General features: G+C 67.3%; 27 protein-coding genes. 20 read left to right on the top strand and 7 right to left on the bottom strand.

Going from position 1 to position 26349, the window contains the following annotated elements; genetic code table 11:
• The first annotated feature begins 28 nt into the window (after window positions 1-28).
• From cysC to ACLJO0_RS32375, 11 genes are all read left to right on the top strand, one after another.
• Window positions 29-577 (top strand): adenylyl-sulfate kinase, encoded by a 549-nt coding sequence (gene cysC, locus ACLJO0_RS32425; RefSeq protein WP_410582720.1) that lies wholly within the window; start codon window positions 29-31, stop codon window positions 575-577.
• Window positions 574-1488 carry a sulfate adenylyltransferase subunit CysD gene (gene cysD / locus ACLJO0_RS32420; RefSeq protein ID WP_410582718.1) on the top strand — a complete coding sequence of 305 codons (915 nt, stop codon included), beginning with the start codon at window positions 574-576 and terminating at the stop codon, window positions 1486-1488. Before cysC ends, cysD begins: the two co-directional genes overlap by 4 nt.
• On the top strand, window positions 1488-2777 hold the full coding sequence (locus ACLJO0_RS32415) for a sulfate adenylyltransferase subunit 1 (protein WP_410582716.1): 1290 nt from the start codon (window positions 1488-1490) through the stop codon (window positions 2775-2777). The genes cysD and ACLJO0_RS32415 overlap by 1 nt, the downstream gene beginning before the upstream one ends.
• Window positions 2770-4152 (top strand): FAD/NAD(P)-binding protein, encoded by a 1383-nt coding sequence (locus ACLJO0_RS32410; RefSeq protein ID WP_410582715.1) that lies wholly within the window; start codon window positions 2770-2772, stop codon window positions 4150-4152. Before ACLJO0_RS32415 ends, ACLJO0_RS32410 begins: the two co-directional genes overlap by 8 nt.
• Window positions 4149-5726 carry an aldehyde dehydrogenase family protein gene (locus tag ACLJO0_RS32405; RefSeq protein WP_410582713.1) on the top strand — a complete coding sequence of 526 codons (1578 nt, stop codon included), beginning with the start codon at window positions 4149-4151 and terminating at the stop codon, window positions 5724-5726. Before ACLJO0_RS32410 ends, ACLJO0_RS32405 begins: the two co-directional genes overlap by 4 nt.
• The gene (locus ACLJO0_RS32400) at window positions 5726-6223 is read left to right on the top strand and encodes a type II toxin-antitoxin system RatA family toxin (RefSeq protein WP_410582711.1); all 498 of its coding nucleotides are present in this window, start codon (window positions 5726-5728) and stop codon (window positions 6221-6223) included. Before ACLJO0_RS32405 ends, ACLJO0_RS32400 begins: the two co-directional genes overlap by 1 nt.
• A 38-nt stretch (window positions 6224-6261) precedes the next feature.
• Window positions 6262-6588 carry a CU044_2847 family protein gene (locus ACLJO0_RS32395; RefSeq protein WP_410582709.1) on the top strand — a complete coding sequence of 109 codons (327 nt, stop codon included), beginning with the start codon at window positions 6262-6264 and terminating at the stop codon, window positions 6586-6588.
• Between the two features lie 2 nt (window positions 6589-6590).
• On the top strand, window positions 6591-10901 hold the full coding sequence (locus ACLJO0_RS32390; protein ID WP_410582708.1) for a trypsin-like peptidase domain-containing protein: 4311 nt from the start codon (window positions 6591-6593) through the stop codon (window positions 10899-10901).
• A gap of 172 nt (window positions 10902-11073) precedes the next feature.
• Window positions 11074-11571, top strand: a complete 498-nt coding sequence (locus ACLJO0_RS32385; RefSeq protein WP_410582707.1) for a hypothetical protein — start codon at window positions 11074-11076, stop codon at window positions 11569-11571.
• Window positions 11572-11708: 137 nt separating this feature from the next.
• Complete coding sequence (locus ACLJO0_RS32380) at window positions 11709-12731, top strand: hypothetical protein (RefSeq protein WP_410582705.1); 1023 nt, start codon at window positions 11709-11711, stop codon at window positions 12729-12731.
• 122 nt (window positions 12732-12853) lie between these two features.
• Window positions 12854-13210 (top strand): histone-like nucleoid-structuring protein Lsr2, encoded by a 357-nt coding sequence (locus ACLJO0_RS32375; protein WP_410582703.1) that lies wholly within the window; start codon window positions 12854-12856, stop codon window positions 13208-13210.
• A gap of 12 nt (window positions 13211-13222) precedes the next feature.
• Here the strand turns inward: ACLJO0_RS32375 and ACLJO0_RS32370 are convergent, their stop codons facing one another.
• A complete protein-coding gene (locus ACLJO0_RS32370) occupies window positions 13223-13456 on the bottom strand; it encodes a hypothetical protein (RefSeq protein WP_410582702.1) in 234 nt (77 codons plus the stop codon).
• 110 nt (window positions 13457-13566) lie between these two features.
• Window positions 13567-14511 (bottom strand): hypothetical protein, encoded by a 945-nt coding sequence (locus ACLJO0_RS32365; RefSeq protein ID WP_410582700.1) that lies wholly within the window; start codon window positions 14509-14511, stop codon window positions 13567-13569.
• A gap of 417 nt (window positions 14512-14928) precedes the next feature.
• On the opposite strand from ACLJO0_RS32365, the gene ACLJO0_RS32360 reads away from it, so the two are divergent.
• On the top strand, window positions 14929-15210 hold the full coding sequence (locus ACLJO0_RS32360) for a hypothetical protein (protein WP_410582771.1): 282 nt from the start codon (window positions 14929-14931) through the stop codon (window positions 15208-15210).
• A gap of 218 nt (window positions 15211-15428) precedes the next feature.
• Here the strand turns inward: ACLJO0_RS32360 and ACLJO0_RS32355 are convergent, their stop codons facing one another.
• Complete coding sequence (locus ACLJO0_RS32355; protein WP_410582699.1) at window positions 15429-16220, bottom strand: TetR/AcrR family transcriptional regulator; 792 nt, start codon at window positions 16218-16220, stop codon at window positions 15429-15431.
• Between the two features lie 85 nt (window positions 16221-16305).
• Between ACLJO0_RS32355 and ACLJO0_RS32350 the strand changes: the two genes are divergently transcribed.
• From ACLJO0_RS32350 to ACLJO0_RS32340, 3 genes are all read left to right on the top strand, one after another.
• Window positions 16306-17247, top strand: coding sequence for an ATP-binding cassette domain-containing protein (locus ACLJO0_RS32350; protein ID WP_410582698.1), 942 nt, complete (start codon window positions 16306-16308; stop codon window positions 17245-17247).
• Window positions 17247-18068 (top strand): ABC transporter permease, encoded by an 822-nt coding sequence (locus tag ACLJO0_RS32345; protein ID WP_410582696.1) that lies wholly within the window; start codon window positions 17247-17249, stop codon window positions 18066-18068. The genes ACLJO0_RS32350 and ACLJO0_RS32345 overlap by 1 nt, the downstream gene beginning before the upstream one ends.
• A gap of 252 nt (window positions 18069-18320) precedes the next feature.
• Window positions 18321-18953, top strand: a complete 633-nt coding sequence (locus ACLJO0_RS32340; protein ID WP_410582694.1) for an FMN-dependent NADH-azoreductase — start codon at window positions 18321-18323, stop codon at window positions 18951-18953.
• A gap of 59 nt (window positions 18954-19012) precedes the next feature.
• Here ACLJO0_RS32340 and ACLJO0_RS32335 read toward each other — a convergent pair whose 3' ends face one another.
• Window positions 19013-19138, bottom strand: a complete 126-nt coding sequence (locus ACLJO0_RS32335) for a hypothetical protein (protein ID WP_410582692.1) — start codon at window positions 19136-19138, stop codon at window positions 19013-19015.
• Between the two features lie 8 nt (window positions 19139-19146).
• The gene (locus ACLJO0_RS32330; RefSeq protein WP_410582690.1) at window positions 19147-19716 is read right to left on the bottom strand and encodes a hypothetical protein; all 570 of its coding nucleotides are present in this window, start codon (window positions 19714-19716) and stop codon (window positions 19147-19149) included.
• A 21-nt stretch (window positions 19717-19737) separates the two neighbouring features.
• Here ACLJO0_RS32330 and ACLJO0_RS32325 point away from each other — a divergent pair, with 21 nt between their 5' ends.
• From ACLJO0_RS32325 to tcmP (ACLJO0_RS32315), 3 genes are all read left to right on the top strand, one after another.
• Entirely contained in the window at window positions 19738-20277 is a 540-nt protein-coding gene (locus ACLJO0_RS32325) for a hypothetical protein (RefSeq protein ID WP_410582688.1), read from the top strand.
• A gap of 296 nt (window positions 20278-20573) precedes the next feature.
• Window positions 20574-21278 carry a DUF2637 domain-containing protein gene (locus ACLJO0_RS32320; RefSeq protein WP_410582687.1) on the top strand — a complete coding sequence of 235 codons (705 nt, stop codon included), beginning with the start codon at window positions 20574-20576 and terminating at the stop codon, window positions 21276-21278.
• Between the two features lie 437 nt (window positions 21279-21715).
• Window positions 21716-22861 carry a three-Cys-motif partner protein TcmP gene (gene tcmP, locus ACLJO0_RS32315; protein WP_410582686.1) on the top strand — a complete coding sequence of 382 codons (1146 nt, stop codon included), beginning with the start codon at window positions 21716-21718 and terminating at the stop codon, window positions 22859-22861.
• Window positions 22862-22878: 17 nt separating this feature from the next.
• On the opposite strand, the gene ACLJO0_RS32310 is transcribed toward tcmP (ACLJO0_RS32315), so the two are convergent.
• Entirely contained in the window at window positions 22879-23625 is a 747-nt protein-coding gene (locus ACLJO0_RS32310) for a DUF5131 family protein (RefSeq protein ID WP_410582684.1), read from the bottom strand.
• A 90-nt stretch (window positions 23626-23715) separates the two neighbouring features.
• Here ACLJO0_RS32310 and ACLJO0_RS32305 point away from each other — a divergent pair, with 90 nt between their 5' ends.
• Both ACLJO0_RS32305 and tcmP (ACLJO0_RS32300) read left to right on the top strand, forming a co-directional pair.
• On the top strand, window positions 23716-24033 hold the full coding sequence (locus ACLJO0_RS32305; protein WP_410582683.1) for a hypothetical protein: 318 nt from the start codon (window positions 23716-23718) through the stop codon (window positions 24031-24033).
• 86 nt (window positions 24034-24119) lie between these two features.
• Entirely contained in the window at window positions 24120-25232 is a 1113-nt protein-coding gene (gene tcmP, locus ACLJO0_RS32300) for a three-Cys-motif partner protein TcmP (protein WP_410582681.1), read from the top strand.
• Between the two features lie 266 nt (window positions 25233-25498).
• Here tcmP (ACLJO0_RS32300) and ACLJO0_RS32295 read toward each other — a convergent pair whose 3' ends face one another.
• Window positions 25499-26344 carry a helix-turn-helix domain-containing GNAT family N-acetyltransferase gene (locus tag ACLJO0_RS32295; protein WP_410582679.1) on the bottom strand — a complete coding sequence of 282 codons (846 nt, stop codon included), beginning with the start codon at window positions 26342-26344 and terminating at the stop codon, window positions 25499-25501.
• Window positions 26345-26349: the final 5 nt, after the last annotated feature.

The raw sequence follows: 26349 nt of genomic DNA, 5'->3' as shown, positions 1-26349 counted from the left end.
CGACCGCACACCAGGAGGAAGGAGTCCCATGACCACCACGCTGTGGTTGACCGGACTACCCAGTTCGGGCAAGTCGACACTGGGCAAGAAACTCGCGGAGCGCCATCGCGGGCACCGCGAGGTCGAACATCTCGACGGCGACGTCATCCGGCGTGAGCTGTTCCCCGAACTCGGTTTCGACCGGGAGGACCGGATCGAGAACATCCGCCGGATCGGCAAGATCGCCTCGATGCTCGCGGCGCACGACGTACTCGTCGTGGTCTCCGTGATCGCGCCGTTCCGCACCGCCCGCGCCGAGGTCCGGGCCGAACACGAGGACCAGGGCCTGAACTTCGTCGAGGTCCATGTGCACGCCCCCATCGACATCTGCGTCCAGCGCGACGTGAAGGGCTTGTACGCCAAGGCGGAACGCGGCGAAGTCGCCGGGCTCACCGGATTCAGCGACATCTACGAGGCCCCGGCGAGCCCCGAGGTCCGGGTCGACACGTCCGACTGCGACGTCGAAGAGGGCCTTCAGATGATCGAGCGGGCCTTGGACCGCTGCGAACGAGAGCGACAGGAGGCGATCGTCCGATGAGCGCGCCCGCCACCGACCGGGTCACGGCCGGGATCTCCGCGCTGGAGGCCGAGGCCATCCACGTCCTGCGCGAGGTCGCGGGCGAATTCGACCGGCCCGCCCTGCTGTTCTCCGGCGGCAAGGACTCCACGGTGCTGGTCCACCTCGCGATCCGCGCGTTCGCGCCGATCACCCCGCCGTTCACCCTCGTCCACGTCGACACCGGGCACAATTTCCCCGAGGTGCTGTCCTTTCGCGACGACCTGGTCGAACGGTTCGGGCTGCGGCTGCACGTGGCGGCCGTCCAGGACTGGATCGACCGCGACGCCGTCCAGGAACGCCCGGACGGGCTGCGCAATCCGCTGCAGACCGTGCCGCTCCTGGACACCATCGCCGGTCAGCGTTTCGACGCGGTGATCGGCGGCGGGCGCCGCGACGAGGAGAAGTCCCGCGCGAAGGAACGGGTCTTCAGCATCCGCGATTCCTTCGGCCGCTGGGATCCCAAGCGTCAGCGGGTCGAGCTGTGGAACCTCTACAACGGCAGGCACGAGGCCGGTGAGCACGTCCGGGTCTTCCCCATCTCCAACTGGACCGAACTGGACGTCTGGCGCTACATCGAGCACCGCGACATCGAGTTGCCCGAGCTGTACTTCGCCCACCGCCGCCAGGTGCACCGGCGCGACGGTATGTGGCTCACGCCCGGACCATGGGGCGGCCCCGCCGACGACGAGGAACTGGTCGAACGGCTGGTGCGCTACCGGACCGTCGGCGACGGCTCCTGTACCGGCGCGGTCGAATCGGAGGCCGACACGGTCGCCGGGATCATCGACGAGATCAAGGCCAGCAGGCTCACCGAACGCGGCGCCAGCCGCGCGGACGACCGCATCTCCGAGGCGGCCATGGAAGACCGCAAACGGGAGGGCTACTTCTGATGACGACGGACCTCTTGCGGCTGGTGACCGCGGGCAGCGTGGACGACGGGAAGTCGACCCTCGTCGGCAGGCTGCTCTACGACACCAAGTCCGTGCTCAGCGACCAACTGGACGCGGTGCTGCGCAGCAGCGCGGAACGCGGCCTGACCGACCCCGATCTGTCCCTGCTGGTCGACGGCCTGCGCGCGGAACGCGAGCAGGGCATCACCATCGACGTCGCCTACCGCTACTTCGCCACCGCCGGGCGGACCTTCGTGCTCGCCGACACCCCGGGGCACGTGCAGTACCTGCGGAACACGGTCACCGGCGCGTCGACCGCGGACCACGCGGTGCTGCTCACCGACGCGCGGATGGGTGTCCTGCCGCAGACCCGGCGGCATCTGGCGGTGATGGCCATGCTCGGCGTTCCGGGAATCACGCTCGCGGTCAACAAACTGGACCTCGTCGACTTCGACGAGGGTGTCCACGAGGCGATCCGGGCCGAGTTCGTCGCGCACGCGCTTTCCCTGGGCTACACCGAAGAGCAGGTCACCACGATCCCCATCTCCGCGCTCGCCGGGGACAACGTCGTGACCGCGTCGGAGCGGACGCCGTGGTACGGCGGGCCCACGCTGCTGGCGCACCTCGAAGAGATCACGCCGGACCAGCGCGGCTGCGACGTCGGCTTCCGGATGCCCGTGCAGTACGTGCTGCGCGACGGCGACCAGGGCTACCGCGGTTACGCGGGTCAGGTCGCGGCGGGCGTGGTCCGGCCCGGCGACCAGGTGGTCGTCCTGCCCGAAGGGACGACCACCACCGTGACCACCGTCGACACTCCGGACGGGCAGGTCGACGAGGCGACGGCGGGGAGTCCGGTGACCCTGGTGCTGACCGACGAACTCGACATCTCCAGGGGCGACCTCATCGCGGCGGCGGCCCGCCGTCCCGAGGTGCGCCAAGAGCTCGACGCGACGCTCTGCTGGCTGGCCGGAACCCCGCTCCGACCGGGCGCGCGTGCCCTGCTCAAGCACGGCACGCGGACCACGTCCTGCGTCGTGCCCGATCTCCTCTCCCGGTTCGACGAGCAGCAGTTGTCCCTTGTGGACGGTCCAGGCGAACTGACGCTCAACGACATGGGCCAGGTCCGGTTGCGGGTGGCCGATTCCCTGCCCGCGGACGAGTACGTCGACTGCGCGGCCACCGGTTCCTTCCTGCTGATCGACCCGAAGGACGGCGACACCCTGGCCGCCGGGATGCTCGGCGACACCCTGGCCGCGGTGACCACCGGACGGCGGAGCGCGGATGACTGAGCCCGCGCGGGTCGCCGTGATCGGGGTCGGCGCCAGCGGCGCGCTGGCCGCCACGCATCTGCTCGGCGCGGCCGTCGAACACCGGCGACGGCTGCGGCTCGTGCTCGTCGACCGCGGCGGCGAGTTCGGCCCCGGTGTCGCCTACCGGACCACCGATCCCGAGCACCTGCTCAACACCCCGGCGGGGAAGATGAGCGCGCTCGACGACGATCCCGGGCATTTCGTCCGCTGGAGCCGGGCGCGGGGATGGGAAGCCGGAGACGGCACGTTCCTGCCCCGTGGCGACTACGGCCGCTACCTGACCGAAACGCTGGTGGCCGAAGAACGGCGGGCGGCCGGGGTGGCGACGGTCGAGCGGGTCACCGCGACCGCCGTCGGCCTGGCGACGGACGAGGGAGGGGTGACCGTCGAACTGGACGGGCCCGGCCCGATCCGGGCGGACACCGTCGTACTGGCTCCCGGCGCCGGGCACGGCGATCCGCTGGCGGGCCTGCTGCCCGGCGGGGCGGATCGGTACGTGGCCGATCCTTGGCGGGGCGCGGGACCGGAAGCGGCGACGGACGGTTCGCCGGTGCTGGTCCTCGGCACCGGTCTGTCCATGATGGACATCGCCGTTTCGGTGACCCGCGCGCATCCGGAGACGGTGGTGCACGCCGTGTCGAGGCACGGGCTGCTGCCGAGGCCCCATCGCTCCGGCCGCGCGTCGGAGGCCGTGTCCGTGCCGGAACCACCGGAACAACTGGACTCCCTGCGGGATCTGCTCGGGTACGCGCGCCGGTGCCTGGCACGGGAACCGGAGCACTGGCGCGAGTTCGTCGACCGGATGCGGCCGCACACCGCGCGGCTGTGGCGGCAACTGGACCTCGGTGAACGGCGCCGCTTCCTCGACCGCGTCAACCGGTTCTGGGACGTGCACCGGCATCGTGCCGCCCCGGCGACCCACCACCGGATCCGTGAACTGCTGCGATCCGGACGGCTCCGGCTGCACCGCGGCCGGGTCGAGCGGGTGCGGCCGACGACGACGGGCTTCGACGTCGGCCTGGCCACCCCGTCCGGCAGCCGGAAGCTCCCGGTGGGGTGGCTGGTCAACGCCACCGGGTTCCGGCCGGAGGTCCGCGACGATCCCGATCCCTTGCTGCGACGCCTGTTCACCGAAGGTACGGCCAAGCCCGATCCGATCGGCCTCGGCATGGCCACCGGCCGGGACGGCCGCGTACTCGGACGGCACGGCGACGGACGGCGTATCTACACCCTCGGCGCGCTCCGCCGTGGCGAAGAGTTCGAAAGCACCGCGGTACCCGAAATCCGGAGCCAGGCGGCGGCCATCGCCGCGGCCACGGTCGGGGCCCGCGAGGAAGAGGTGACGCGGCGATGACCGCAAACGAGCTCCTGATGTATCCGGCCTACATCGACGGCAAGGACGTCGACCATCCCGAGGGCCGTTACGTGCACACTGTCACCGCCCGGGCGGTCCTGGAGGACACTTTCGGCGCGCTGGCGCTCAAACGCGACCTCGACGCGGGGCTCGTGGATCCGCGTTCGGCGGGTCCGGATGTCGCGGGTGGGTGCGCGGTGGCGGACGAGGCGATGGCGCGGCAGGCCGTGGAAGCGGCGGCGCGGGCGGCGCCGGAATGGGCCCGCGTCCCCCTGCGGGACCGTGTCGCGCTGGGCGTCCGGATCGGCGAACGGCTGCGTGAGCGGCGAGACGACCTCGTGGACCTGCTCGTCGCCGAGGGCCAACCGCGGGCGCTGGCCGGTCCGACGCTCGACGAATACTGGCGCGCCGACTTCAGTCCGGAGACGCTGGACTGGTGTGCCGGGCAGATGGAGTTCACCCGGCATACGGAGAACCGGCTGGCGACCGTCCGCCGGGCGCCGGACGGGGTCGTCTGCGTGAACCCGCCGCAGAACGCGTCGACCCCCAACGCGCTTTTCGGGGTCACCGCGCTGCTCGCGGGCAACGCGGTCGTGGTGCGCGCCCCGCGCGGGGTCCCGCTGGCGACCACGCACACCTTGCGCGAGGTGGTCGTTCCCGTTCTCGAAGAGGCGGGCGCGCCGCCCGGGGTGCTCAACGTCCTTTGTGGACCGCCGATGACCGACCTGTGGCTGACCAGTCCCTGTGTCGACGACATCGTCTATGTCGGTGGCAGCGCGAAGGGGCTCGAGTTCGAACGAGCCGCCGTCACGGCGGGCAAGAAGCCGATCCTCGAACTGGCGGGCAACGACTGCTGTGTGGTCTGGCGCGACGCCGATCTCGACGGCGCGGTCGCGTCCATCACCGAGAACTTCCGCCAGTCCGGGCAGATCTGCAACATCCCCAACCAGGTCGTCGCCCATCCCGCCATCGCGGACGAACTGCTCGAACGCCTCACCGACGCCGCCGCGAAGACCAAACCCGGCTACCCCGACGACCCGGAGACCGTGCTCACCCCGGTACTGATGGCCGAAACCCATTTCGCCGACATCGCCGACGCCCTCGACAAGGGCGCGAGGCTTCTGCACGGCGGGCGGCGGCTCGAAGTCGACGGCGCGCTGTCCGACACCGGGCTGTTCGTCGAACCGGCGGTGCTCCGCGTGGACGGGCTGCGGGTCGCACGGGAGACCCGAGCCGTGCGCGAGGAGACCTTTTCGCCGCTGGTGCCGGTGGTGGTCCCGGAACCCGGCGACGACGGGACGATGCTGGACGAGGTGCTCCGGTTCGTCGGCGAGAACGCCTACGGTCTGCGGAATTCCTTCTGGGCGCGGGATGAGCGGGTCGTGCGGAAGATCGCCGGCGAGGTCACGAACTGCGGCGTCGTCAATGTCAACGACTCGCATTCGGCGTTCCGGCCGTTCCTGCCAACCCACGGCGGCACCGGCCTGACCGGCGGCGCGTTCGGCGAGGCCAACTACCTGATGCTGCGGACGACGCATCTGCAAGGTGTCAACATCGTCACCGGAGGCTCGTGATGACCGAATACGCGCTCACCCTGTCCACCGGCCGTCCCGCGGCGGAGGTCTTCGCGCTCGTGCGCGAGCAGGAACGGTTCCCGGAGGTCGCGGGCGACATCATCTCCGTCGAAGCGGCCGAAGCCGACGTCCACCGGTACGTCCTCGCCTTCCGCGACGGCGTCGCCCGCTGGACCCAGGCGACCGAGACCGGCCCGCTCCGGCTCCGGTTCGACCAGACCGACGGCGACTTCGTCTCGTTCGGCGGTTCGTGGGAGTTCGCCGACGCCCCGGGCGGCAGCACCGTGACCTACCGGGTGACGTTCCGGACCAGCGTCCCCCAGCTGGCGGGGGCGATCGACCCGATGGTCGGCCGCGTCCTCCTGCGGGCCGCCGTCGAGGTGGTGACCGGACTCACCGGACCGGTGGAGATCCTCGACGGCGAACGCGCGCTCCGCTCGCAATTAGGCCAAGCGGGGGCAGCGGCGAACATCCGGGCACGTCGCACGGGAGATTGAGGTATAAGGATCTTCTGGACGCGGAAGTGGAGGCGCGAGTGACGAAACTGGTCGAGTTCCCGGTCGGTGAAGACACGAAGGCGTTGGTGACGTTCGAGGTCGACGCCGACGAACTGTCCGACGACCTCGTTCTGGCGTCGCGTGACAGCACCGCGGTGTTCGGGCGCGCGCAGACGTCGCTGGAGGCCGCGCTCAACCAGGTGAAGCCGTCGCTCGTGAAGGTCGCGGCGCTGGTGAAGGAGCTGGCTCCTTCGGAGACCAAGCTGGAGTTCGGATTGAAGATGGGCGGCGAGACCGGGGTCATCGTGGCCAAGGGCACCGCGGAGGCGAATTTCAAACTCACGTTGGTGTGGACAGCGGAGTAGCCGTGAACCGGCGGTACGTCGACCGGGCGGGGTTCCTCGTCCGTGTCCTCGCCGTCGGCAACCACCAGCCCGTCGGTGTGGGGTTTCTGGTGGACGGCTCGCATCTCGTCACCTGCGCGCACGTGATCAACACGGCGCTCGGCCGGCCGGAACGCACGCAGGACGCACCGGAGCACGACGTCCGCGTGCCAGTCGACTTTCCCTTGCTGGGTAACGCCGCTGGAGCCCCGATCCGACTTTGTCAGGTCTCGCGCTGGTTGCCACCCCCGGTGACGGGCACGACCGGGGACGACATCGCAGGCCTCACCGTTGTCGGGGAGGACGTGCCCCGGTCCGCCGGGGCGGCCCGGCTGCCCGAAGAACTGGCGGTGGGGTCGGAAGCGCACGTGTTCGGTCAGCCCGCCGCGCGACACGGTGGCGCCTGGGCCACAGCGCGGGTGCGTGGCCGGGTCGGTGGCGACATGTTGCAAGTCGATTCCGAGCTGACGTCCGCAGTGCGCCTACAGCCGGGCTACAGCGGCTCGCCCTTGGTCGTCTCCGAGAAGGGCGACGACGTCGTCGTCGGGATGCTCTCCGTCGCCAGCACCCGTGACGACCGGCGTGACGCCTACGGGATACCCGTCGACCGGCTGATCGAGGCGTGGCCGGAGGTTCTGGCCGTCATCCCGCCGTGCCCCTACCCAGGGCTGCGTCCGTTCACCTCGGCCGACGAAGGGATTTTCGTCGGCAGGGAGGACGACGTCGAGAGGCTGCTCTCCATGGTCGAGACCGAGACACTCGCGCTGGTCGTCGGCCCGTCGGGAATCGGCAAGTCCTCTCTGGTGAACGCCGGGCTGATACCGCGCTGGCGTGCGTCGGGCGGTATCGCCGTGACCATCCGGCCAGGGCCGTCGACGGCGCGGCCACGCGAGTCGATCCTGCTGGATCTCGAGGCCGCGCTCCGAGTGAAGACCGGGCAGGACGTTTGGGATCTCGGCACCGCGTCAGGTGGTCTCATCGAAGCGGTGGCACGACGGGCCGGCGCGATCGACACCTCGATCCTGATCCATTTCGACCAGTTCGAGGAGCTGCTCGCGGGTACACGGGCCGACGAACGCGCGGGCCTGATCGACTTCCTGTTCCCTGTCTCACGCGACGTGTCCCAGCGGTGCCGGGTCGTGGCGACGATGCGTGCGGACTTCCTGCCGTCCCTGCTCGGCCTGCCCGGTCTCGGCCCGCGTATCGAGCACGGTGTCCTTCTGCTGTCGCCGATGAGCGTTCCCGCGCTGGAACGTGCGATCACCGAGCCGGCTCGTGCTTGCGGGGTGGACTACGAGGCAGGCCTCGCCGGGCAGATCGCCGCGGACGCCGGGGGCGGGCCCGGCAGTCTCCCGCTGATGGGTTTCACCCTGTCACGACTCTGGCAGAATCAGCGCCAACGGCGGCTGACCTTCTCCGACTACCACGAGTTCGGCGGCGTGACCGGTGCGATCAACCGGTACGCGGAGCGCGTCCACCAGCGGCTGGGCGCGGACTCAGAGGTCAAGGCGATCATGCTCGCGTTGGTCAGGACTCGCGGCGGCGCCGCCGAGGCGGGCGGCCGGGCCGTCCCGCTGGACCGGTTCGAGGTCTCGATCGTGGACGACCTCGTCAAGGAGCGCCTGCTCGTCGTGGACTCCGACGGTGTGCCGCTGGTCCGGCTGGCCCACGAGTCGCTGATCCGGTCCTGGTCGCGGTTCGCGCGCTGGGTCGACGAGGACGCCGACTTCCAGCGCTGGCTCGCGACGGTGGAGGAACGCGCTGCCGACGACGACCTCCTGAGCGAATCGCATATCGGTGCCGCGGAGCAGTGGCTGGACACGCGGAAGGCCGACATCCCGGCCGAAGTCGTTCATCTGGTCGAACGCAGCCGAACCGTGTGGCGGCAACGGATCGCCGAGGTGGAGGCGGCCCGTGCCGAGGCGGAGGCACGTCGGCTGGCCGCCGCGTCCGAGCTGGCCACGGCCACCACGAAGCGCGGGAGGACGGTGCCGCTGACGCTCGCCATCGAGTCGATCAGAACAATGTGGACACTCGAGGGGGACGGTGCGTTGCGGCGCGCTATGCGTACCGCGCCGGTCGTCGCCGCCGAAATTCCGGAAGCCGCGGGTGAACGGGTCTTCGCCCGGCTGACGACCACCGGCTCACACCTCATCCGGGAGGTGGTCAACGACAGCGGAAACCGGATGCGCAGGCAGATGCGGCTCTACGACTTGGACGGCACCGAGCGGTACCGCCGGGACTGCGCGCTCGTCCACCTCTTCGACGGCCAGGCGGCGGTTCGGTTCGGCCCGGACGGGCGGCTCGCGGTGCGGACCGACGGCAAGCGGGTCACGGTGGCCGAGGTGGAATCCGGCGCTGATCTCTTCGAAGATCACGGGCGGATCCCCGTGATCTCGACGGCTTTCAGCAGGGACGGGACGACCCTGGCCGTCGTACGCGGAACTCCCGTGGAGTCGAGCAGGAGAACCGCTTTCCACGAAACGGTGGTGACGGTCATCGACCTCACCACGACGACCAGCTTGCACGTCGTCGGACTGGGAACCGTTCAAGACGACTTGGCCTTCAGTGCCGACTGCAGCCTCGTGGCCTTTGCTCTCGATGACCGTCACACCAGGGTGCACGACCTCACCGGGCAACGCGCGCCCGTGGATCTGGAGCACACCGGGTCGGTCTGGAGCCGGCTCGTGTTCAGCCCGGACAACACGCTGCTCGCCGCAGGCGCCAACAACGTCGATGGCGAGGGCACCGCGAACGACGCCAACGTCGAGGTGTTCGGTCTTCTCGAAAATGGCAGACAGCTCTATCGGATGTACCAATACGTCCCGATCTCGGCGCTGACGTTCGACCCGACGGGAAGGTGGCTCGCCGTGGCACTCGGCGATACGCGCTTCCGGAGGCATCCCGGCGGAGGCCTGCTGTACGAAGCCAGGACCGGCCGGGAGCACCGTCGTCTGCATCATGATTATCAAGTGGTCACCGCGTGTTTCGACGCGACCGGTTCGCGGGTGATGTTCGCCGGCGAGTGGTCGGCGCGAGTCTTCGATACGGGTCTCGGCGAGGAACTCGTCCGCGTCGATCACGAGGACGATCTCGCCGGAGCGGCCTTCACCGGTGACGGTGACCGGCTGGTCACCGTCACTCAGGCCCACATCGGCCCGACCCGCGTCTTCCGATCGAGGAGTGTGGAGGTCTCGCGAACGAACTGGGAGTACGGCGGTTTCATCAACGTCAGCCCGGACGGCAGTCGGGTGTTCGCCTCGCTCTATGACTACAGTCGCCCGCCCGAGGTCAGGGAAAGGGAGACTGTCGTGCTCGACCCTGTCAGCGGACAGGAGCACTACCGGCTCCGGCATCATGCGGACGCGGTCGTCGCGGCCACCAGCGCCGACGGCGGGCTGATGGCGTTGACCCAAGGCGACGAAGTGCGCGTATACCCGCCGGAACCAGCACTGGTGATCAACCACGAACGCGGCCGCAGGATAGGCGCCGTCTCCTTCACTTCGGATGGCGGGCTCGTCACGACCGCTTACGCCGAACCTGACGGCTGGGGTACCGCTCGGTCGATCGTACGAGTGACCGACCTGAGCACCGGGGTGGCCAGATCGTCCGTCGAGTTCGAGGGCGACGTGATCGCGCTGACCCGGGACGGCGTGTCCGCTGTCGTGCTTGCCCAGGAACGCGCGGAATTCGCACTCCACCGAGATCCGAGTGTGGCCTCCCATTCGGTTTTCGGTTTGGCAGACGGGGTGGAACGGTGCCGGTTCCAAGCCTGGAACGACGGGCAGTCGGTCGGTATCGGCCCGGGCTGGATCGCCGCACTGTCGGAAGGTGCACTGTCGAAACTCCGACTCGACGGAAGTCCATTCTGGACCATGGACTTGTCGGTGGAAGCGAGGGACTTGCTGGTCAGTCCTCGCGGGACACGGGTCGTCTTCGCCGACCGCGCCGGTCCGTTGACACTGGTCGATACCCGGCGCGGAACCACGATAGCCACCTACGAAACCCGCAACTGGGGAGGATTCGCGTTCTCGCAAGACGACCGGAGGCTGGCGTTCGTCAGCGACAGCGCGGCCTCGGTCGCCGATACCGAAAGCGGAGAACTGCTGTGCCTCATCGAACATGAGGGCGCACACGTCTTCCGCGCCGACTTCACTCGCCAGGGACACCTGATCACGTTCGGGGGACGGGACATGCGTGTCTCCCACGTCGACACGGCCTCGCTCGTCGCTGAAGCGAAGCCGAGGCTGGTGCGAGACCTCACCCCGGCCGAACGGCGCCGGTACCGCCTTTGACCGACGACGGCGCGGTGGCCGTTCCCCCTCGCGCTGGGCCGAGGTCCGCACCCCTCGCCCGGCACATCGACGAGGTCGCGGACGCATATCCGGCACACAGAGAAGATAACTGGCGACTACGCAGGGTAACGATCATGGTGCAAAGGAGCTCCGGAGCTGACCGGGCGGCCCGGTGACCGTGTCGTGGTCGACCGTTCCGGCTGACCGTCGAGTACTGGCGGTCACCAGAACCTGGACCTCGCTGGACCGGATCCGCGATGTCCTGCCGATCTTCGCCGACGATCCCCGTGTCCAGGTGATCTTCACAGTCGACCAGGGATCGGTATTCAGTGTCGGTCTCCCGGAGCACCTGCAGGCCACTGGAATGCGGGTGATCGGCTGGGAAGAGGCCATCAGCCGCGAGTTCGACGCGATTATCGCGGCCAGCGATCACAGCGACCTCCATCTGCTCCGGGGGCCACTCGTATTGTTGCCGCACGGAGCCGGCTACCAGAAGTACACCGTGCACAGCGCCGGCGACCGCCGCGAGCTCTCCGGGCTGACCGGTTCCGCGCTGCGCCACGGCGAGCGCACGGTGCCTGCCCTCGGTGGCGTTGTCCCACCCGAATCAGCTCGACCTGCTCCGGGCCGCCACACCGGACGCCGACGCACTGGCGCTCGTCGCGGGTGACCCCTGCATGGACCGGCTCCGAGCCTTGTCCCTGAACCGTGCCCGGCATCGGGCCGCGCTCGGCGTCGGGCCACATCAGCGGTTGATCACCGTGACGTCGACTTGGGGACCGGGGTCGGCATTGGGTCGCTGCGACCTTGCCCGCCGACCTGCTCACCGAGCTCGATCACGACCGCTACTGGGTCGCCGCAGTACTTCACCCGAACGTGTGGACCTACCACGGAAGCTGGCAGGTGCGGCACTGGCTCACCCGCGCCACCGACGCCGGGTTGATCCTGCTGTCCCCGGACGGTCCCTGGCATCTCGGCCTCGTCACGGCCGATGCCGTTCTGGGGGACCACGGTTCCCTTTCCGCCTACACCAGCGGCCTCGGGCATCCGCTGCTGCTCGCGGCCTTCGACGAAACGCAGGTGCCACCGGGCACCGCGATGGCGTCACTCGGGCAGAAGATCCCCCGCCTGGAACGTCACAGGTCCCTCGGCGAGCAGCTCCAGCACGCCCTCGACAACCCGAACACCCGCCTGCTCACCGATCTCGCCGACCAGGTGTTCAGCCATCCCGGCGAGGCACTGGCACGGATCCGGCGGCGGGTGTACGACCTGCTCGATCTCCCCGAGCCCGCCCATCCCCCGGTACCGGCCACCCGGCTGCCGGATCTCCCGTCTCCGCGGAATCCCCGCTCGTTCCAGGTCCGGGCCGAACCGGTGCCGGGCGAACCGGAAACCATGCGCCTGCACCGGATTCCGGCGCGGCTCGCCCACCAGGGACCCACTCACCGATATCTGCTCGCCTACGACGACGAGCCGGACGAAACGATCCTGCGCAACGCCGGAGCGATCGTCACCGACGAACCCGGCAAGGATCGGGCCACGACGACCTTGGCCCGGTTTCCCGGTTGTCTGTTCGTCGCGGCTCCGTCCGGGGACGGCACACTCGATGTGTGGTTCCGCGACGGCACCCGCGCGACGATCTCCACCGCGACCGACGACGCGTCTTGGGACAACGCGTTGAGCGTGGCAGGGCTCTACGCGCTGCTCAGTCACCAAAAGCGCCGGAGCGGCGAGATCCTTGTCCGGGCGGGCCGGCTCTCCGGTTCAGTCACCGTCACCTTGACCGGTGAGTTCGTCCAGCCGCGCCTGCCAGCGAGCGGCGTCGGCTGAACCGGTCCGACGGTGCAGGTCTGCCAGACGTCGCACGATGCCCAGTTCCGCCGCCTGGTCGCGTTTATTCCCAGCCTACGATCCCACGAGCAGTAGACGACCGGTTTCCTAAAAGGTGTTTCATGGCGCAGCACGTCGTCGTCGTCGCGTTGGTCGACGACATCGACGGGTCCGAGACCGAGGAGACCGTCCACTTCGGTCTCGACGGCGTCGACTATCAGATCGACCTCTCCGAGGAGAACGCCGCCGAGCTCCGTGACTCACTCGCGCAGTTCATGGAGCACGCTCGACGTGTGGGTGGCCGCAAAGCGGACGGCGGTCAAGACGGCGGCAGCTCCCGTGACGGCACCGGTGCGGGCTTCGACGGATCGCGAGCAGAACCAGGCCATCGTGAATGGGCCCGGAAGAACGGCTTCTCCGTATCGGACCGTGGCCGGATCTCGTCGAAGATCGCCGAGGCGTACAACAAGAAGCACTAGCGACTCGCGCGCTCACGAGTCCTGGTCGCCGCCGGTGGCGTGCTGAGGTGCGACCTCGGCGGGCCAGCGGCGGCGATGCTGATCAGGAGTGCCGAGTCTCGTTCCGCGGCCGCCTTGGCTGGTTGGGCCGAGCCGCTCCTGCGCCAGGTGCTGACGAACGCGATCGCGCAGGTCGCCGCCGATGCCGGCGCCGACGGGCTGGGATACGGAGGCCTGCGCCGGATGGTCGCAGACGAACGACGACATCGCGCTGAGCCGAGCCGCCCACTAGCTGGCGATTTACGGCCGTTCCCGGCGCCGTGCCGACGCCGGGAACGCTTCTCACCTGATACCGAGTTAGGGTTTACCGAAACGGATCAAGCCGGAGTCGGCGATGGCTCGTCCTGCTCCGCGTGTCGCCACATCGCAATGCGGGAGCGAGCGAGTCCGGTCGGCCGGAACGGCCGGAAACGGACTCGGACTCCGTCGAGCCAGACGGCGTTGAGCTCGCCGAGTGCGTTGATCCCAGGCGAGAGTTCGCCCGGCTCGATGGTGCCGGTGTTCGGGTTCTCCGCGAAGTACAGGAGCTCGCGGACGACTTCCCACGCGTACGGGCCGCCGACCCAGTCGAGGTCGATGTGGCCGTCGATCGTGCGCCACCGGTCGCGCTGCTGGACGCCGTCGAGGATCCAGCTGTCGCGCAGCGCCAGCTCGATCGCGCCGAGGGCCGCGCGGTGCTGGCCGACGGTCGGACACGGCCAGCGATCCCCGTCCCGGTCCGAGATCAGCGGGAGGTGGGAGAACTCGTCGAGGATTGCCCGTCCTTGGTACACGTCACGCTGGGACGGTCGTTCCTCTCGCGCGCGGGCGCGTTGGCGGTCGATGTCGCGTTTGCTCATCGCGAAGTTGGCGTTGGGTCCATGGGGAGTGCTCATGGGGTACCCGGCCATGATCGCCGCGGCGATCAGTTCGCCGTTGGACACGTAATCGCCGAGCACGTTCTCGGCGAGGTGTTTGAGGCCGTAGCTGCCCTGTGCGGGAGTCTTGATCGGCTGAACGTTCCGGCGAAGCCACAGATAGACCTTCACCACGTTCGGCAAGGCGGCAGCCAGCCGCGTGCGGCGTTGCGCGAACTCCTGCTGTCGCTCCTGCAGGGTCTGGCCTCGTTGCTGGAAGATCCCGAATCCGAAGTACGTCAGGCGGGGCTGCTCCTCGAGGACTTTCTCGAAGGCAGCCTTGAGCCGGACAGCATCGGCGTAGGCGACGCCGGTGGCCTCCTGCAGATCGCGCACGGCGCGCTTGTCGACACGTTCCCTGGTCATCGTCAACATCCCAGCTGCGAAACGTCCCCACGTCCCGTTCCGCGTGGGTTCGATGACTTCAATGCGGACCGTACTGCGCGATTCAGAGAACCTTGTCCTCGGCGTGACCGCCGACGTGGGCGGGGATCACTCGGATCAGGCAGGCGCTTCTGCCGGATCCGATCCTACCGTCTTCGCACTGGAACAGTGAAACCGACTCGCAGTTCAGGCGCTGGCAGGAACGCGGCAAAGTCCGCGTGGCCTTGCACGGCAGCGTGGCAGCCACTCCCCTGCCGACACCCGGCACTGTCCACCAGCATCAGCTCGCCGTCGACGAGGTGCCGGCAGCAACCACGCGTCGTCTCAGCCCCCTGAGCTGCGGCTTTCCGCCACACTGAGGACCAACCGACTCCGCCGAGACCGCGGTGGATCCGCGTCATGAACAGCGCCCTTAGGGACCTCACCCTTTGGATTCAATGCGGCTGCACCGCCCTGGTCGCCCTCGGCGCCGCCTACGCCTCTTACATCCACGGCCGCCAGTTCGCGCTCCTGGCCACCGGCACGCAGCAATTTACGGAAGGCGCCCAGCGCGTGCGCCTCGGGCGCCTCGATCAGCCGTTTGCCCACGCAGGCGAGATTCTGCGAGTCGCTGACCCAGCTCGACAGGTCGTCGACGATAGCGGTCATGAACTTGGAAAACTGCCACCAACAATTGAGTGAACCGAAAGCGTCACTTGACGCTCTCGGAGGGCAGTAGCAGTGTGGAAGCTTTGCGCAAATCAGGACTCTGATCTCTACGGTCGAACATACCGCAGTGCCCTCACTAAGCTTCACAAGAAAGATTGCAGAGACCACCTAAGAAGCTCTACAATCACCCCGGCTTTACCGGTAATCCCGGCTAGCAGAATATGGGGAGTTCCAGCCAGTCATCGCTAGCCTCAAACTCGATCAGGATGAGCACCGCGCTCGTGCTCTTTCCGTTCCTTTCGGTGCGCCGATATCGAAGACTCGGCCGTTTCCGGGAGGGCTGCGGCGATGCAGTCGAGGACGCGCTGGAGCCCGTGCCGGAACTGGTCGTCGCGGCTCAGGTGCGGCTGGCGCGCTTCCATCACGATCTTGGTGAAGATCGGGTACTTCCCACTCTTCGTCAGCTGGTCGATGTACTGGTGGCTCCGCGCCATCCACGCCGACTCGCTGAGCCCGCTACGGCGGAGTTCCCGGGCCGAGCTGATCTCCTCGCGGACCGTGCCCTCGATGTAGCCGTTCAGCAGGGCCACAAGACCTAGGTTCTCGTCGATGGAGACGAAGGCATCGAGCACTCCCATCAGCCGTTCGACCAGGAGCAGCTGGTTGGGGCCGAAGCTGGGAAGTGACCGCTGCACGGTGGCGATCCACGGATGCCTCATCCACATGGCCCGCAGCCCGTCGGCGTAGCGGGTCAGGTCGGCGCGCCAGTCAGCCGAGGGCATACCGGTGAGGTCGATCTCGCCCATCACCTGGTCGGCCATGAGCTCGACCAGGTTCTCGCGGCTCGGGACGTACCGATAGAGAGACATCGCGCCAGCGCCGATCTCGGCGGCGATCCGCCGCATGGTGGCGGCCTCCAGCCCCTCGGCGTCGGCGATCCGGACGGCCGCCTCGGTGATCTGCGCGCGACTGTAGACCGGCGACGGCCCGTAGGCGGCGCGCTCGGGGCGCATCCAGATGTTCACGTACTCGGCGTCGGGCACCGTCCACCTCCCTGGTTGCGTACATCGTACCCGGTGATCTAACGTGTCCGCCATGACCGCGTACACCGTACCCAGTGGGGGAGTTATGCCTGATCCGATCGTGATCGCCGAAGGGCTGCGCAAGTCCTTCGGCGATACCCATGCCCTGCGAGGTTTGGACCTGAGCGTCCCGAGAGGAACGGTCTGCGGCGTGCTGGGGCCCAACGGCGCGGGCAAGACGACCGCGGTGCGCATCCTGGCGACCCTGTCCGACCCAGATGCCGGGTACGCCCGCATCTCGGGTTACGACGTCGTCCGCGAGGCCGGCAAGGTGCGTGCCAGGATCGGGCTCGCGGGCCAGCACGCCGCTGTGGACGAGAAGCTCACCGGCCGCGGCAACCTGCGCATGTTCGCGCGCTTGTCCCATCTGTCCCGGCACGACGCGCGCCGGCGGGCTGACGAGCTGCTCGAACGTTTCGGTCTGCTGGACGCCGCCGATCGGCAGGTCGCCGGCTACTCCGGCGGTATGCGGCGCCGGCTCGACCTGATCACCAGCCTCATCCTGCGCCCCGAGGTCCTTTTCCTGGACGAGCCGACCACCGGTCTTGACCCGCGCAGCCGCGGCGAGATCTGGGACAGCATCCGTGAGTTGGTGGCGGACGGCACCACGGTGCTGCTCACCACGCAGTACCTCGACGAGGCCGACCAGCTCGCCGACGACATCGCCGTCGTGGACCACGGACAGGTGATCGCCACGGGCACACCGGACGAGCTGAAGGCCACGATCGGCGACCGCCTCGACGTCGAGCTCGAAGACCCTGCCGCTCTGCATCCGGCGGCGACCGTGCTGACCGCCCTGGCCGGGGCCGATCCCACGATGACCGGTGCCGACCGGCTCAGCATCGCCCTACCGGGCGGCGGCTTCCGGCTCGCCGACATCGTGCGCGCGCTCGACCGCGCCGGGGTCGCCGCGGCCGACGTGCGGCTGCGCCGTCCCACCCTCGACGAGGTGTTCCTGCGCCTCACCGACCGAAAGGAACTGGTCTGATGACCGACCTCGCCCCGCCACTGGGCCGCCGCCTGCGGTGGACGTTCACCGACGGGCTGACCCTGGTCGGCCGCGAACTGGGACGGTTGCGACACAATCCCGGCGAACTCATCGCGGCGTTGTTCTTCCCGGCCGTCATGGTGGTGCTGTTCGGGTACGTCTTCGGCAGCGCGATCCAGGTGCCGGACGGCGGCGACTACCGCGAGTACCTCATGCCCGGCCTGTTCGCGATGGTGACGTTCTCCGCGTGGCTGGGAGTCATGACGCGGATGGCCGCCGACGCCGCCCGCGGTGTGATGGACCGGTTCCGCTCCATGCCGATGGCGCGTTTGGCGGTGCCGTTCGGGCAGACCGGCGCCGACCTGCTGACCGGCCTTCTGATGCTGGCCATCATGGTGGTCACGGGCCTGCTGGTGGGCTGGCAACCGCACCACGGCCTGATCCCCACGGCCCAGGCGTTCCTGCTGATCATCGTGCTGCGGTACGCGCTGAGCTGGGTGGGCGTCTACGCAGGCCTGGCGGTGAAGAATGAGCAGATCGCCGACGCGATGGTGCCGCTGGGCCTGCCGTTCACGATGCTGTCGAACGCGTTCGTCCCGACCGACGGCATGCCGGGCTGGCTGCGCTTCCTGGCCGACTGGAACCCGGTGAGCGCGCTCACCGCCGCCTCACGGGAGCTGTTCGGCAACCCAGGCGCCCCGTCTGGAAACGTGGCCTGGCCACTCGCGCATCCGGTAACCATGGTCCTGCTCTGGTCGGCCGCGCTGCTGGTCATCTTCGTCCCGCTGTCGCTCCGCGCCTACACACGCAGAGGACGCTGAACCCTCCGGGCTTTCGCAGACCGCATGTTCTCTTCCTGAATGGCTCTCCTCCGAAACCCAAGCAACCGCGACTCACCCGGCACAGCGCTCGGGTCCCGCCGAACAGCCTGATCGCCGCTCACCGCGCCGGAACGCCGCGCAACGACACCAACAACTCGACCGATGAAAGACCGCACATCACACCGCGTCGAACGACGCGAACCACCGGAATCGCTTTGCCACCAACACCTACACCCACACCATGGAGACGCCATGAGCCTGTTCCGACTCGACGCCAGCATCCTTCCCGGCACCTCCGACAGCGCCGAACTCGCCGACCTCGTGGAATCGGAGTGGACCGCAGTCCACCGGGACGCGCCGGTGGTACGCCGCCACCTGGGCACCGATCCGATGCCCGCCGACGCCTGGGCACACGCCCACATCGGCAACCTGACGCCCGAACCCGACCGCACTCCCGCCCAGCGCGACGCGCTTACCCTCGCTGGGTCGCTCACAGCGGAACTCGAGGCCGCCGAGGCGGTGGTGCTGGCCGTGCCGCTGTACAACTTCGGTGTCTCCCAGCACTTCAAGACCTGGGTCGATCTGGTCATCGCCGGGGCACCCCTGGGCAGCCCGATACTCAAGGGCAAGCCGACCGTCCTGACCACCGTGCGAGGCGGCGGCTACGCCCCCGGCACTCCGCGCGAAGGCTGGGACCACTCCACCCCGTACCTCAAGCGCATCCTCGCCGACGTGTGGCAGGCTGACCTCATCATCATCGAACGCGAGCTCACCCTCGCCGCCACCTCCCCCGGCATGGAACACCTCAAAGACCTCGCCAGTGAACTGCATACCAAAGCCCTGGCTGCGGCGCGCGATGCCGGCCGCGAAACCGCAGCCAAGTGACATCGTCTGTCTGAATCGAGGAGCCGGCGGCCAACGATCATGCTTGCAGGCTCTCTGCTTCACTTTGCTGCTGGCGCGGAACCGACGGCCGCGAGCAGGATCAGCCGGCGAACGGCCTGGTCTCCCCAGGCGAGGTTGGTGTCGATCCAGGTCTTGACGTCGGCTGCGAGCACGATGGTCGACATCTCTTCTCCTATTTTCCGGCTGGGGATACTCCGGCGAGCAGCGGAATGGGGTCGATCCCGCTCACTTCCCAGCGGCCCGCCCGCGCGACAAGGGTGAAGGCGTAGTCGATCGTGGTGACCTGCCCGAGTGCGTCGTATCCCCAAGCCCGAGCGGTTGTGTGAACCTCGGTTCCATCCAGCGGCCGAGCTGCCTGACCGGGCTCGAACGGCTCGTGTGTACGCAGCTCCAGCAGCTGCACCTCGGCATACAGCGGTGGAACGATCGCGTCGATGCTCGCCCCTGGCGCGATGTAGCGGTTCAGCTCCCCTCGGCCGACGAGGTACGCGGCGAGAAAGCCGTGCACGGATTGACCGATCGGTCCGTTCAGCTCCGCGGTCTCCGGGTAATCGAGGTCGACCGCGGCGAGCGTGCGCGGACACGCCACCGGCGCCGGAAGCGACGCTGCGACATAGCCTTCGGCACCTCCGACGAGGCTGACCTCGGCGCAGGCCAGCCTCGCTCGGTGCCGGCCCTCGGGTTGCTGAACCAAGATGTTGGCCGCCACCATCACCGACCACGCGTCCGGCCGCGGCGACACGACCGACGCTGCGGACGCCGCATGATCGGCGACTCCAGGAAGGGGCGGCCGACGTACTACCTGTGCCGGCCCAGGAAGAACAACCGCGGCGTCGCCGACCCTCATGCCGATCTGCCCACCGCGGTCCGCATCCGCGAAGACGAACTCCTGGATGCCGTCGGACGCTTCTTCACCGACCGCATCTTCGGTCCTGACCGTACGTCCATTCTGGAAGCCGATCTGGCCACTGTGGACGACAGCACCGCGCAAGCACGCGCAGAGGATCGACAGCGCCTCCAACGGCAGCTCGCCGACATCGAACGCAAACAGGAAGCCCTCCTCCGGCAAGCCCAAGACGGCGCCCCCGACGACCCGTTCGCGAAGGCCCTGAGGCAGAGCTTCAACGAACTGGCGGCGAACAAGAACACCGTTCAAGCCGAGGTGGCCCAACTAGACGCGCAAGACAGTGAGACTCCAGCACCACCCATGCCATCGGACCTGAGCCTTCTGGACGCTGTTCCCTACTTACGGGTCAACTTGGCCAGGGCGCCGCAGCCCCTGCTCAGGCGCTCTTCGAGGTGACACAGCTCACCGTGCAATTGAACGGCCTCGGCGACGTCGTGACGATCGGGGTTAAACTGCCAGCAGATCAAGTGACCGCGATCGCGGAAGCAGGAGAAAGGATTACCGAAGCTATGTCAGCTTCCGAAATAGCAAAAAGCGCCGATCAGAATGATCGACGCTCTTTGCGTGGTAGCTGCTTGTACCCCCGACGAGGTACGAGCAGCTTCCACCCAGGCTGACATAGCCCCTGAGCTGCGGCTTTCCGCCACGGTCGAGGTTCCACGGCTCGGTCGCCGCCGTTCTGGAGGCACCGCGTGAACACCTCCCGACGAGACCTCTCCCTCTGGATTCAGTGCGGATGTACGGCCCTAGTCGCCCTCGGCGCCGCCTACGCCTCCTACATCCACGGACGCCAATTCGCCCTCCGGTTCGGCTCCGACACCATGACCGCCTCCATCTGGCCCCTCATCGTCGACGGCCTCCTCACGACTGCGACCGTCGAGCTCTGGAAGCCGAGCCGCGACGGCTCCAGCCGGTGGCCAGCCTGGTCCGCCTTCATCTTCGGCATCTCGCTGTCGCTTTGCGCGAACATCGCCTCTGCGCCCGTGACCAGCGCCTTCGGCGTCGCAGTCGCCGCTTGCCCGCCCCTTGCCCTGCTGCTGGCAGTCGAACTCCTCAACCGCGCCCTCAAACGCCACCGCACCAACAAGTCCGAGACATCCACCAATACCTCACCCGAGCAGGGGCCCGTTCCCTCGCTCGCAGCTCATCTTCCGGAGGCTCCACCCGAACCTTCTTCCGCACCCGAACCAACCGCCGAGCAACGGATGTGGAACTTCTACATTGCTGAACAGCAGCACGGGCGAACACCGTCTGGCGCCGACCTCGACCGTGCCGCCGGTACCCACAACTACGGTCGCCGCATCCTCCGAAAATGGCGAACGGAAGGCGCACCGCCCTTTCCAGAGTCGGGCGACAAGATCGAGTCTGCCTGGCACGGAGTTACCCATCCGGCATAGGACCTTCGCCGGCGGACGACTTGCTGCTCGACCTACGGATTAAAAGTCCACAACTCAGCTATGTCGGCATGTGCCGCGCGACGCCAGATTCTGCCGATTTATGCAGGTCAGCGGGGCATTAAGTCATGGTCGAGTATCGCGCCGTGCCGGGCCGTATCAGGCTCTACGTCGGCAACGGAGCCCAATCGGAGACGGCGTGCTCCCTACGACGGTCAGCTCAAGAGGCGCCGTGCTGGGAGCGCATCACCGCGCTCACTCTCGAACACCACGTCCCGGTTTGCGGTCGTGGGCGCCGAGAAGCAGCTGACCGCCGGTCGGCGCGCGATCGCGCAAGTGTTCGGTGAGTCATGCGGCCGGGCGAGCGATATCTCGCAAAGTGACTTCGATGTCACGCCTGGTCATGCGACGATCGGTTGTTGGTGGGGTGGGAGGCCTCGATGGCGAAAGGCACGGCTGCTGGTCTGTTGAACGACCAGCAGGCCCAGTCGGTGTTCAAGCACGCGCTGCTGCGCGGTTACGCGCTGCCGTTCTCGGTCATGACTGCCTCGAAGATTCCAGATAAACGAGCCGTGTTGGTTGACGGCTACGCGGGCCGCGGTCGTTATGACGATGACACTGCGGCGTCGGCCGAGTTGCTGCTGCAGGCGGCGGCACATGCTCGCAGCTCGACCCAGGTGGACGTCGTTCTGGTGGAGCGGCGGCGTAGTGACTACCGGCGACTCTCGGAGGTAGCCGTCGAGTACCGGCAGACTGGTTTGTCCGTGGCTACGTTCCACGGCAAGGTACAGGACCACTTGACGGAGATTCTCGCTCGAGCCGAGAGCGCCCCGCTGTTTCTGTTCCTCGACCCGTGCGGTGCGATTCTCCCCTTCGCCGAGCTCCACAAGCTGCTTCGACGAGCACGTGGCGCCCGATGGCCACCGACGGAGGTGCTGCTGAACTTCAGCGCGGATTTCACCCGCCGCGCGGCCGGAGTGATCAACAAGGATCTACGCGATCACGCCGCTGTGCCCATGATGGACGCAGTGTGTGGCGGGCCGTGGTGGCGTCAAGTAGCGCTGGACGCTCATAAGACATCTCAGCGCGGGGATTGGGAGTCCGCCGCCGAGGCCGTAGTCACCGAGTACGCGCGCCGGCTAGGGGCAGCGACGGGGATGAAGCACGTCGTGGTCCCGGTGCGACGCCAGCTTCATCATCAACCCGTCTATCACCTGGTGTTTCTCACACGTAGCGAGTACGGGATCTGGGTCCTCGGCGACAGTGCCGCTACTGCCCGGCGAGCGTGGTTAGACGTCGTCGGCCCCGGCAACGAACCGCCCGAGGGGACGCTGTTCAACCTGGCCGAACTGCAGCAAGATCAGGAAGATCAGCGCGCTGTCGAGGCGATTAAGCGCAACTTGGTAAAGCTCGCCGGACGGGACGGCAGTTTCAAGTTGGTGCAGTACCCGCAGGCTGTACTCGGCGAGGCCTACGGTCTTGCTGGGGACGGACTGGTGCGTAGAGCAGGACGGGAACTTCACAAGGCAGGCACAATCCAGATCGACTGCACGCCGAAACGGGTCCGAGACTGGCGCGTCGGCTAGCCCACCATCGCGACAGGTCAGCCCCTTGCAAGCTCGGGCATCTCATCCCAGATCCGGCCATCGAGCTCACGCCCGCCTGCCTTGGGCGTTCGCCCACCCCATTGTTTGTGAAAGAAGGCAACCTCAGCATCCTGACAGCGGTCCCGGATTCCGCGTACCCACTCGGGGTCGGCTGGACGCGCCCGAGGCCCGGACTCCCCGCCGGTGATGACCCAATCGATCCCATCGAGTTCGAGGTCATCCAGCGGCCCCAGCAGAGGCTCGCAAGACAGAAAGCGGACGGCCGCAGGTACCTGCCGTAGATCATCGACTCGCCCCAGCTGGGCGGCGTTCTCCACACTGACGCCGATCCACAGGTTAGAAGGCCACTCAAGGCCAGCCGCCAGCTTGCTCAACCGCGCCGAGCGCTTCGTTAGCACCTGGTAGGTGTGTTGCGGGGTGGCCGCGATGACGTCGAACACCTCACGCACGAACGCGACTGGAACCTTGGCATGGAATAGATCACTCATCGAGTTGACGAACACCACCCGCGGAGTGCGCCACCGCAGCGGCAGCTCCAGTGCGTCGCGGTGCACAGTGACCCCGAACCCAGGGCCAGAGGTGCGAGGGTCGCCGTCGTTCTGGTATTTCGGCGTGCCCATGGCCTTCAGACGCTTCGACAGCGCCAAGGCGTAGCAGTTATCGCACCCAACCGAGATCCGGTCGCAGCCGGTGGTCGGGTTCCAGGTGACCTCAGTCCACTCGATCGCCGACTGACTACCCATTGCCCACTCCCACCGTGCTGCTGGTCAAGCCTGTCCCTCTCTGCGCAGCTTACGCGATACCCGTAACGAGATTCGCGTAAGATGCAGATCGTGACCGACGCGTACGCAGACCAGCTCCGTGAGACGTCTCAACAGGCATTCGGTCAGCGGTACCGGCTGGAGCTCATGCTCGCCATCGCCAACACCGACGACGGCATCGTGTGCCTCACCGACCTCGCGAAGGAACTCGACGTCGCGATCAGCAACCTTCAGAGCCCCCTACGAGCCCTGGTCAGCACTGGACTGCTCACCGCGCTTCCGCGAGGAGACTCGCGACGAAAGTTCTATATCCGCAATCCCAGCGCCGCATGGCAATGGGCCCGCGAATTGCGCGATCACAGCGCCCTCAGCGCCACTTCGACCATCTAGTTAACACAGGCCTGCGCACGTCAGACGGCATCCGTCTCGGCATTGGGCAGCCGTAACGGAACGAGCTAGCTCGGCGACATCGATGCATGCCGATCTCTACCAGCGCCCTCAAACTGTGGGACCGACCGCCTCACACCGCAGCGAAGCACAGCCTGCTCCGCACGTACCTGGGGGCGTGGTTCCCTATCATCGCCAAGTTCAACCGCCGGGTCATCTACTACGACGCGTTCGCCGGCCCTGGCCAATACGCGAGCGGCGAACCCGGGTCCCCGCTGATCGCGCTGGATACACTGATCAACCACAACTACTTCGCGAAGATGAGCGACACCGAGTTTATCTTCCTGTTCAACGAGAAAGACCCAGCGTGCAGCGAAAACCTAAGTAAGATCATCAAGGCAATGAAGGAACCAGGTAGATCTTGGCCTACCAATGTCAAGGTCAGTGTCGAGAGCAAGACCTTTATCGAGGTGACCAGCAGCATGCTGGATGGCCTAGACGAGCGCAAGGCTCGCCTCGCCCCCACTTTCGCCTTCGTTGATCCGGTAGGCGTCAAAGCCACCCCCATGTCCATACTTGCACGCCTCACCGACTACCCGAAGGGCGAGCTACTCGTCTACTTCGCCCATGAAGCAGTCACTCGATTCTGCGGAGCGGGCAACATCGACGAAGCTCTCACCGACCTCTTCGGCACCGACGAGTACAAAGACGCCTCACTCCTGAACGGCATGCAGCGAAGCCAGTACGTTCACGACTTGTACAAGCGACAGCTACACGAGACTTGCAAATTTCCATATATTCAGAGCTTCGCAATGTACGATCACCGCGGAAAACGGCTCTACGACCTCTTCTACTGCACTCGCGAGCTGATCGGCCTGGATCGCATGAAGGGAGCGATGTGGAAGATCGCCCCATCCGGCGATTTCAGCTTTCGCGACAGGTTCGCTAACCAAGAGGTCATCTTCTCGCAGTCCATAGACACGAATCCACTCCAGATTCACCTGCTGCAGCATTTCGCCGGGCAAGCGGTCACCATCGAGGCCATCGTCGACCACGTAATCGCCGCTACACCGTATGCAAGCAGCCATGTCAAACGATCCACATTGGCCAAGATGCAGACCGCAGGACAGATAACCAGCCCCAACCAAAAGAAAAAGAACTCGTATCCAGATGGCACGATAGTCGTATTTCCGCCAACCTGAGCGTCAAGCCGTCTGCGGGTTCGTTATCCACACGCCAATACGACTTGTCGCGGATCCAGGTCGCGACGCGACCTGGACAGGGCGAACGACGAGACAAGTTCGGCAGCATGCGGTCTGAGCACATTGACCAAGTGCGGTGGATGCCCCCGAACAGTGGCACTTGACGCCGTCGCCGACGGCAGCGCGGAGACGCTGGACTATCCCGGCCTTGCCATCGTTCACCGACGCGGCGAGCGCTCCGCTTGTCAACGTCGGGCCTGCTACAGCTAGTTGACGGGGCTGCGGCGTTCGAGGGAGACGGTGTCGTGCCAGACGCCGTCGCGTTGGGCGATGCGTTCGCGGATGCCGACGGTGCGGTAGCCGGCGCTGTGGTGCAGGGCGATACTGGCGCGGTTGTCGGTGAAGATCGAGGTCTGCAAGGTCCAGACCCCGGCGGCGTCGGCTTCGGTGACCTGCTTGAAGAGCAGGGCTTTCCCGACCCCGCGGCCGCGGTGGCTTTCGCCGACGTAGACCGATGTCTCGGCGACACCCTGGTAGCACTCGCGGTCTGAGACCGGCGTGGCGGCCGTCCAGCCGACCACCTCGCCGTCGATTTCGGCGACCCAGCGGTGTCCGGTCAGCCACTTCGCGTCGAGAGCTTTGCGAGTCGGGACTTCGGTGTCGAAGGTGGCGAGTCCGGTCGCGATGCCTTCGCCGCAGATCCGGCGGACCGCGTCCCAGTCGTTGTCGCGCAGGGCGCGGATGGTGACGTCGTCGGGCACGTTGTCCGGGCAGCACGGGCGCGGCGCGAGCAAGCCCATCACCGCGTCGGCCGCGTGCGGGAGCCCGCTGCAGCAGGCTTGATTGATCGTCACGACCGTTGCCGTGCCCTCTTTCCGCAGGTGAACGAAACCCGCATCTGCCAGCTTCCGCACGTGGTGGGAGCAGGTGGACTGGCTGGTCCCGAGGATTTCAGTGAGCGCACCGACAGTCAGGCCGCGAGGCGAGGTCGCGACAGCATGAAGCAGCTTCACCCGCATCGGCTCGGCCAGGCAGCCGAACCAGCCGGCATAGGTCGCGGCTTCGCGCTCGGGCAGGAGACCGGCGAGGGGAACAGGCACAACCGTCGTCATGCCAG

This window comes from Amycolatopsis sp. lyj-108 (assembly GCF_046549005.1).
Lineage (GTDB): Bacteria > Actinomycetota > Actinomycetes > Mycobacteriales > Pseudonocardiaceae > Amycolatopsis.
The sequence above is the reverse complement of the archived record's forward strand: the minus strand, read 5'-3'. Positions and strand labels throughout refer to the sequence as shown.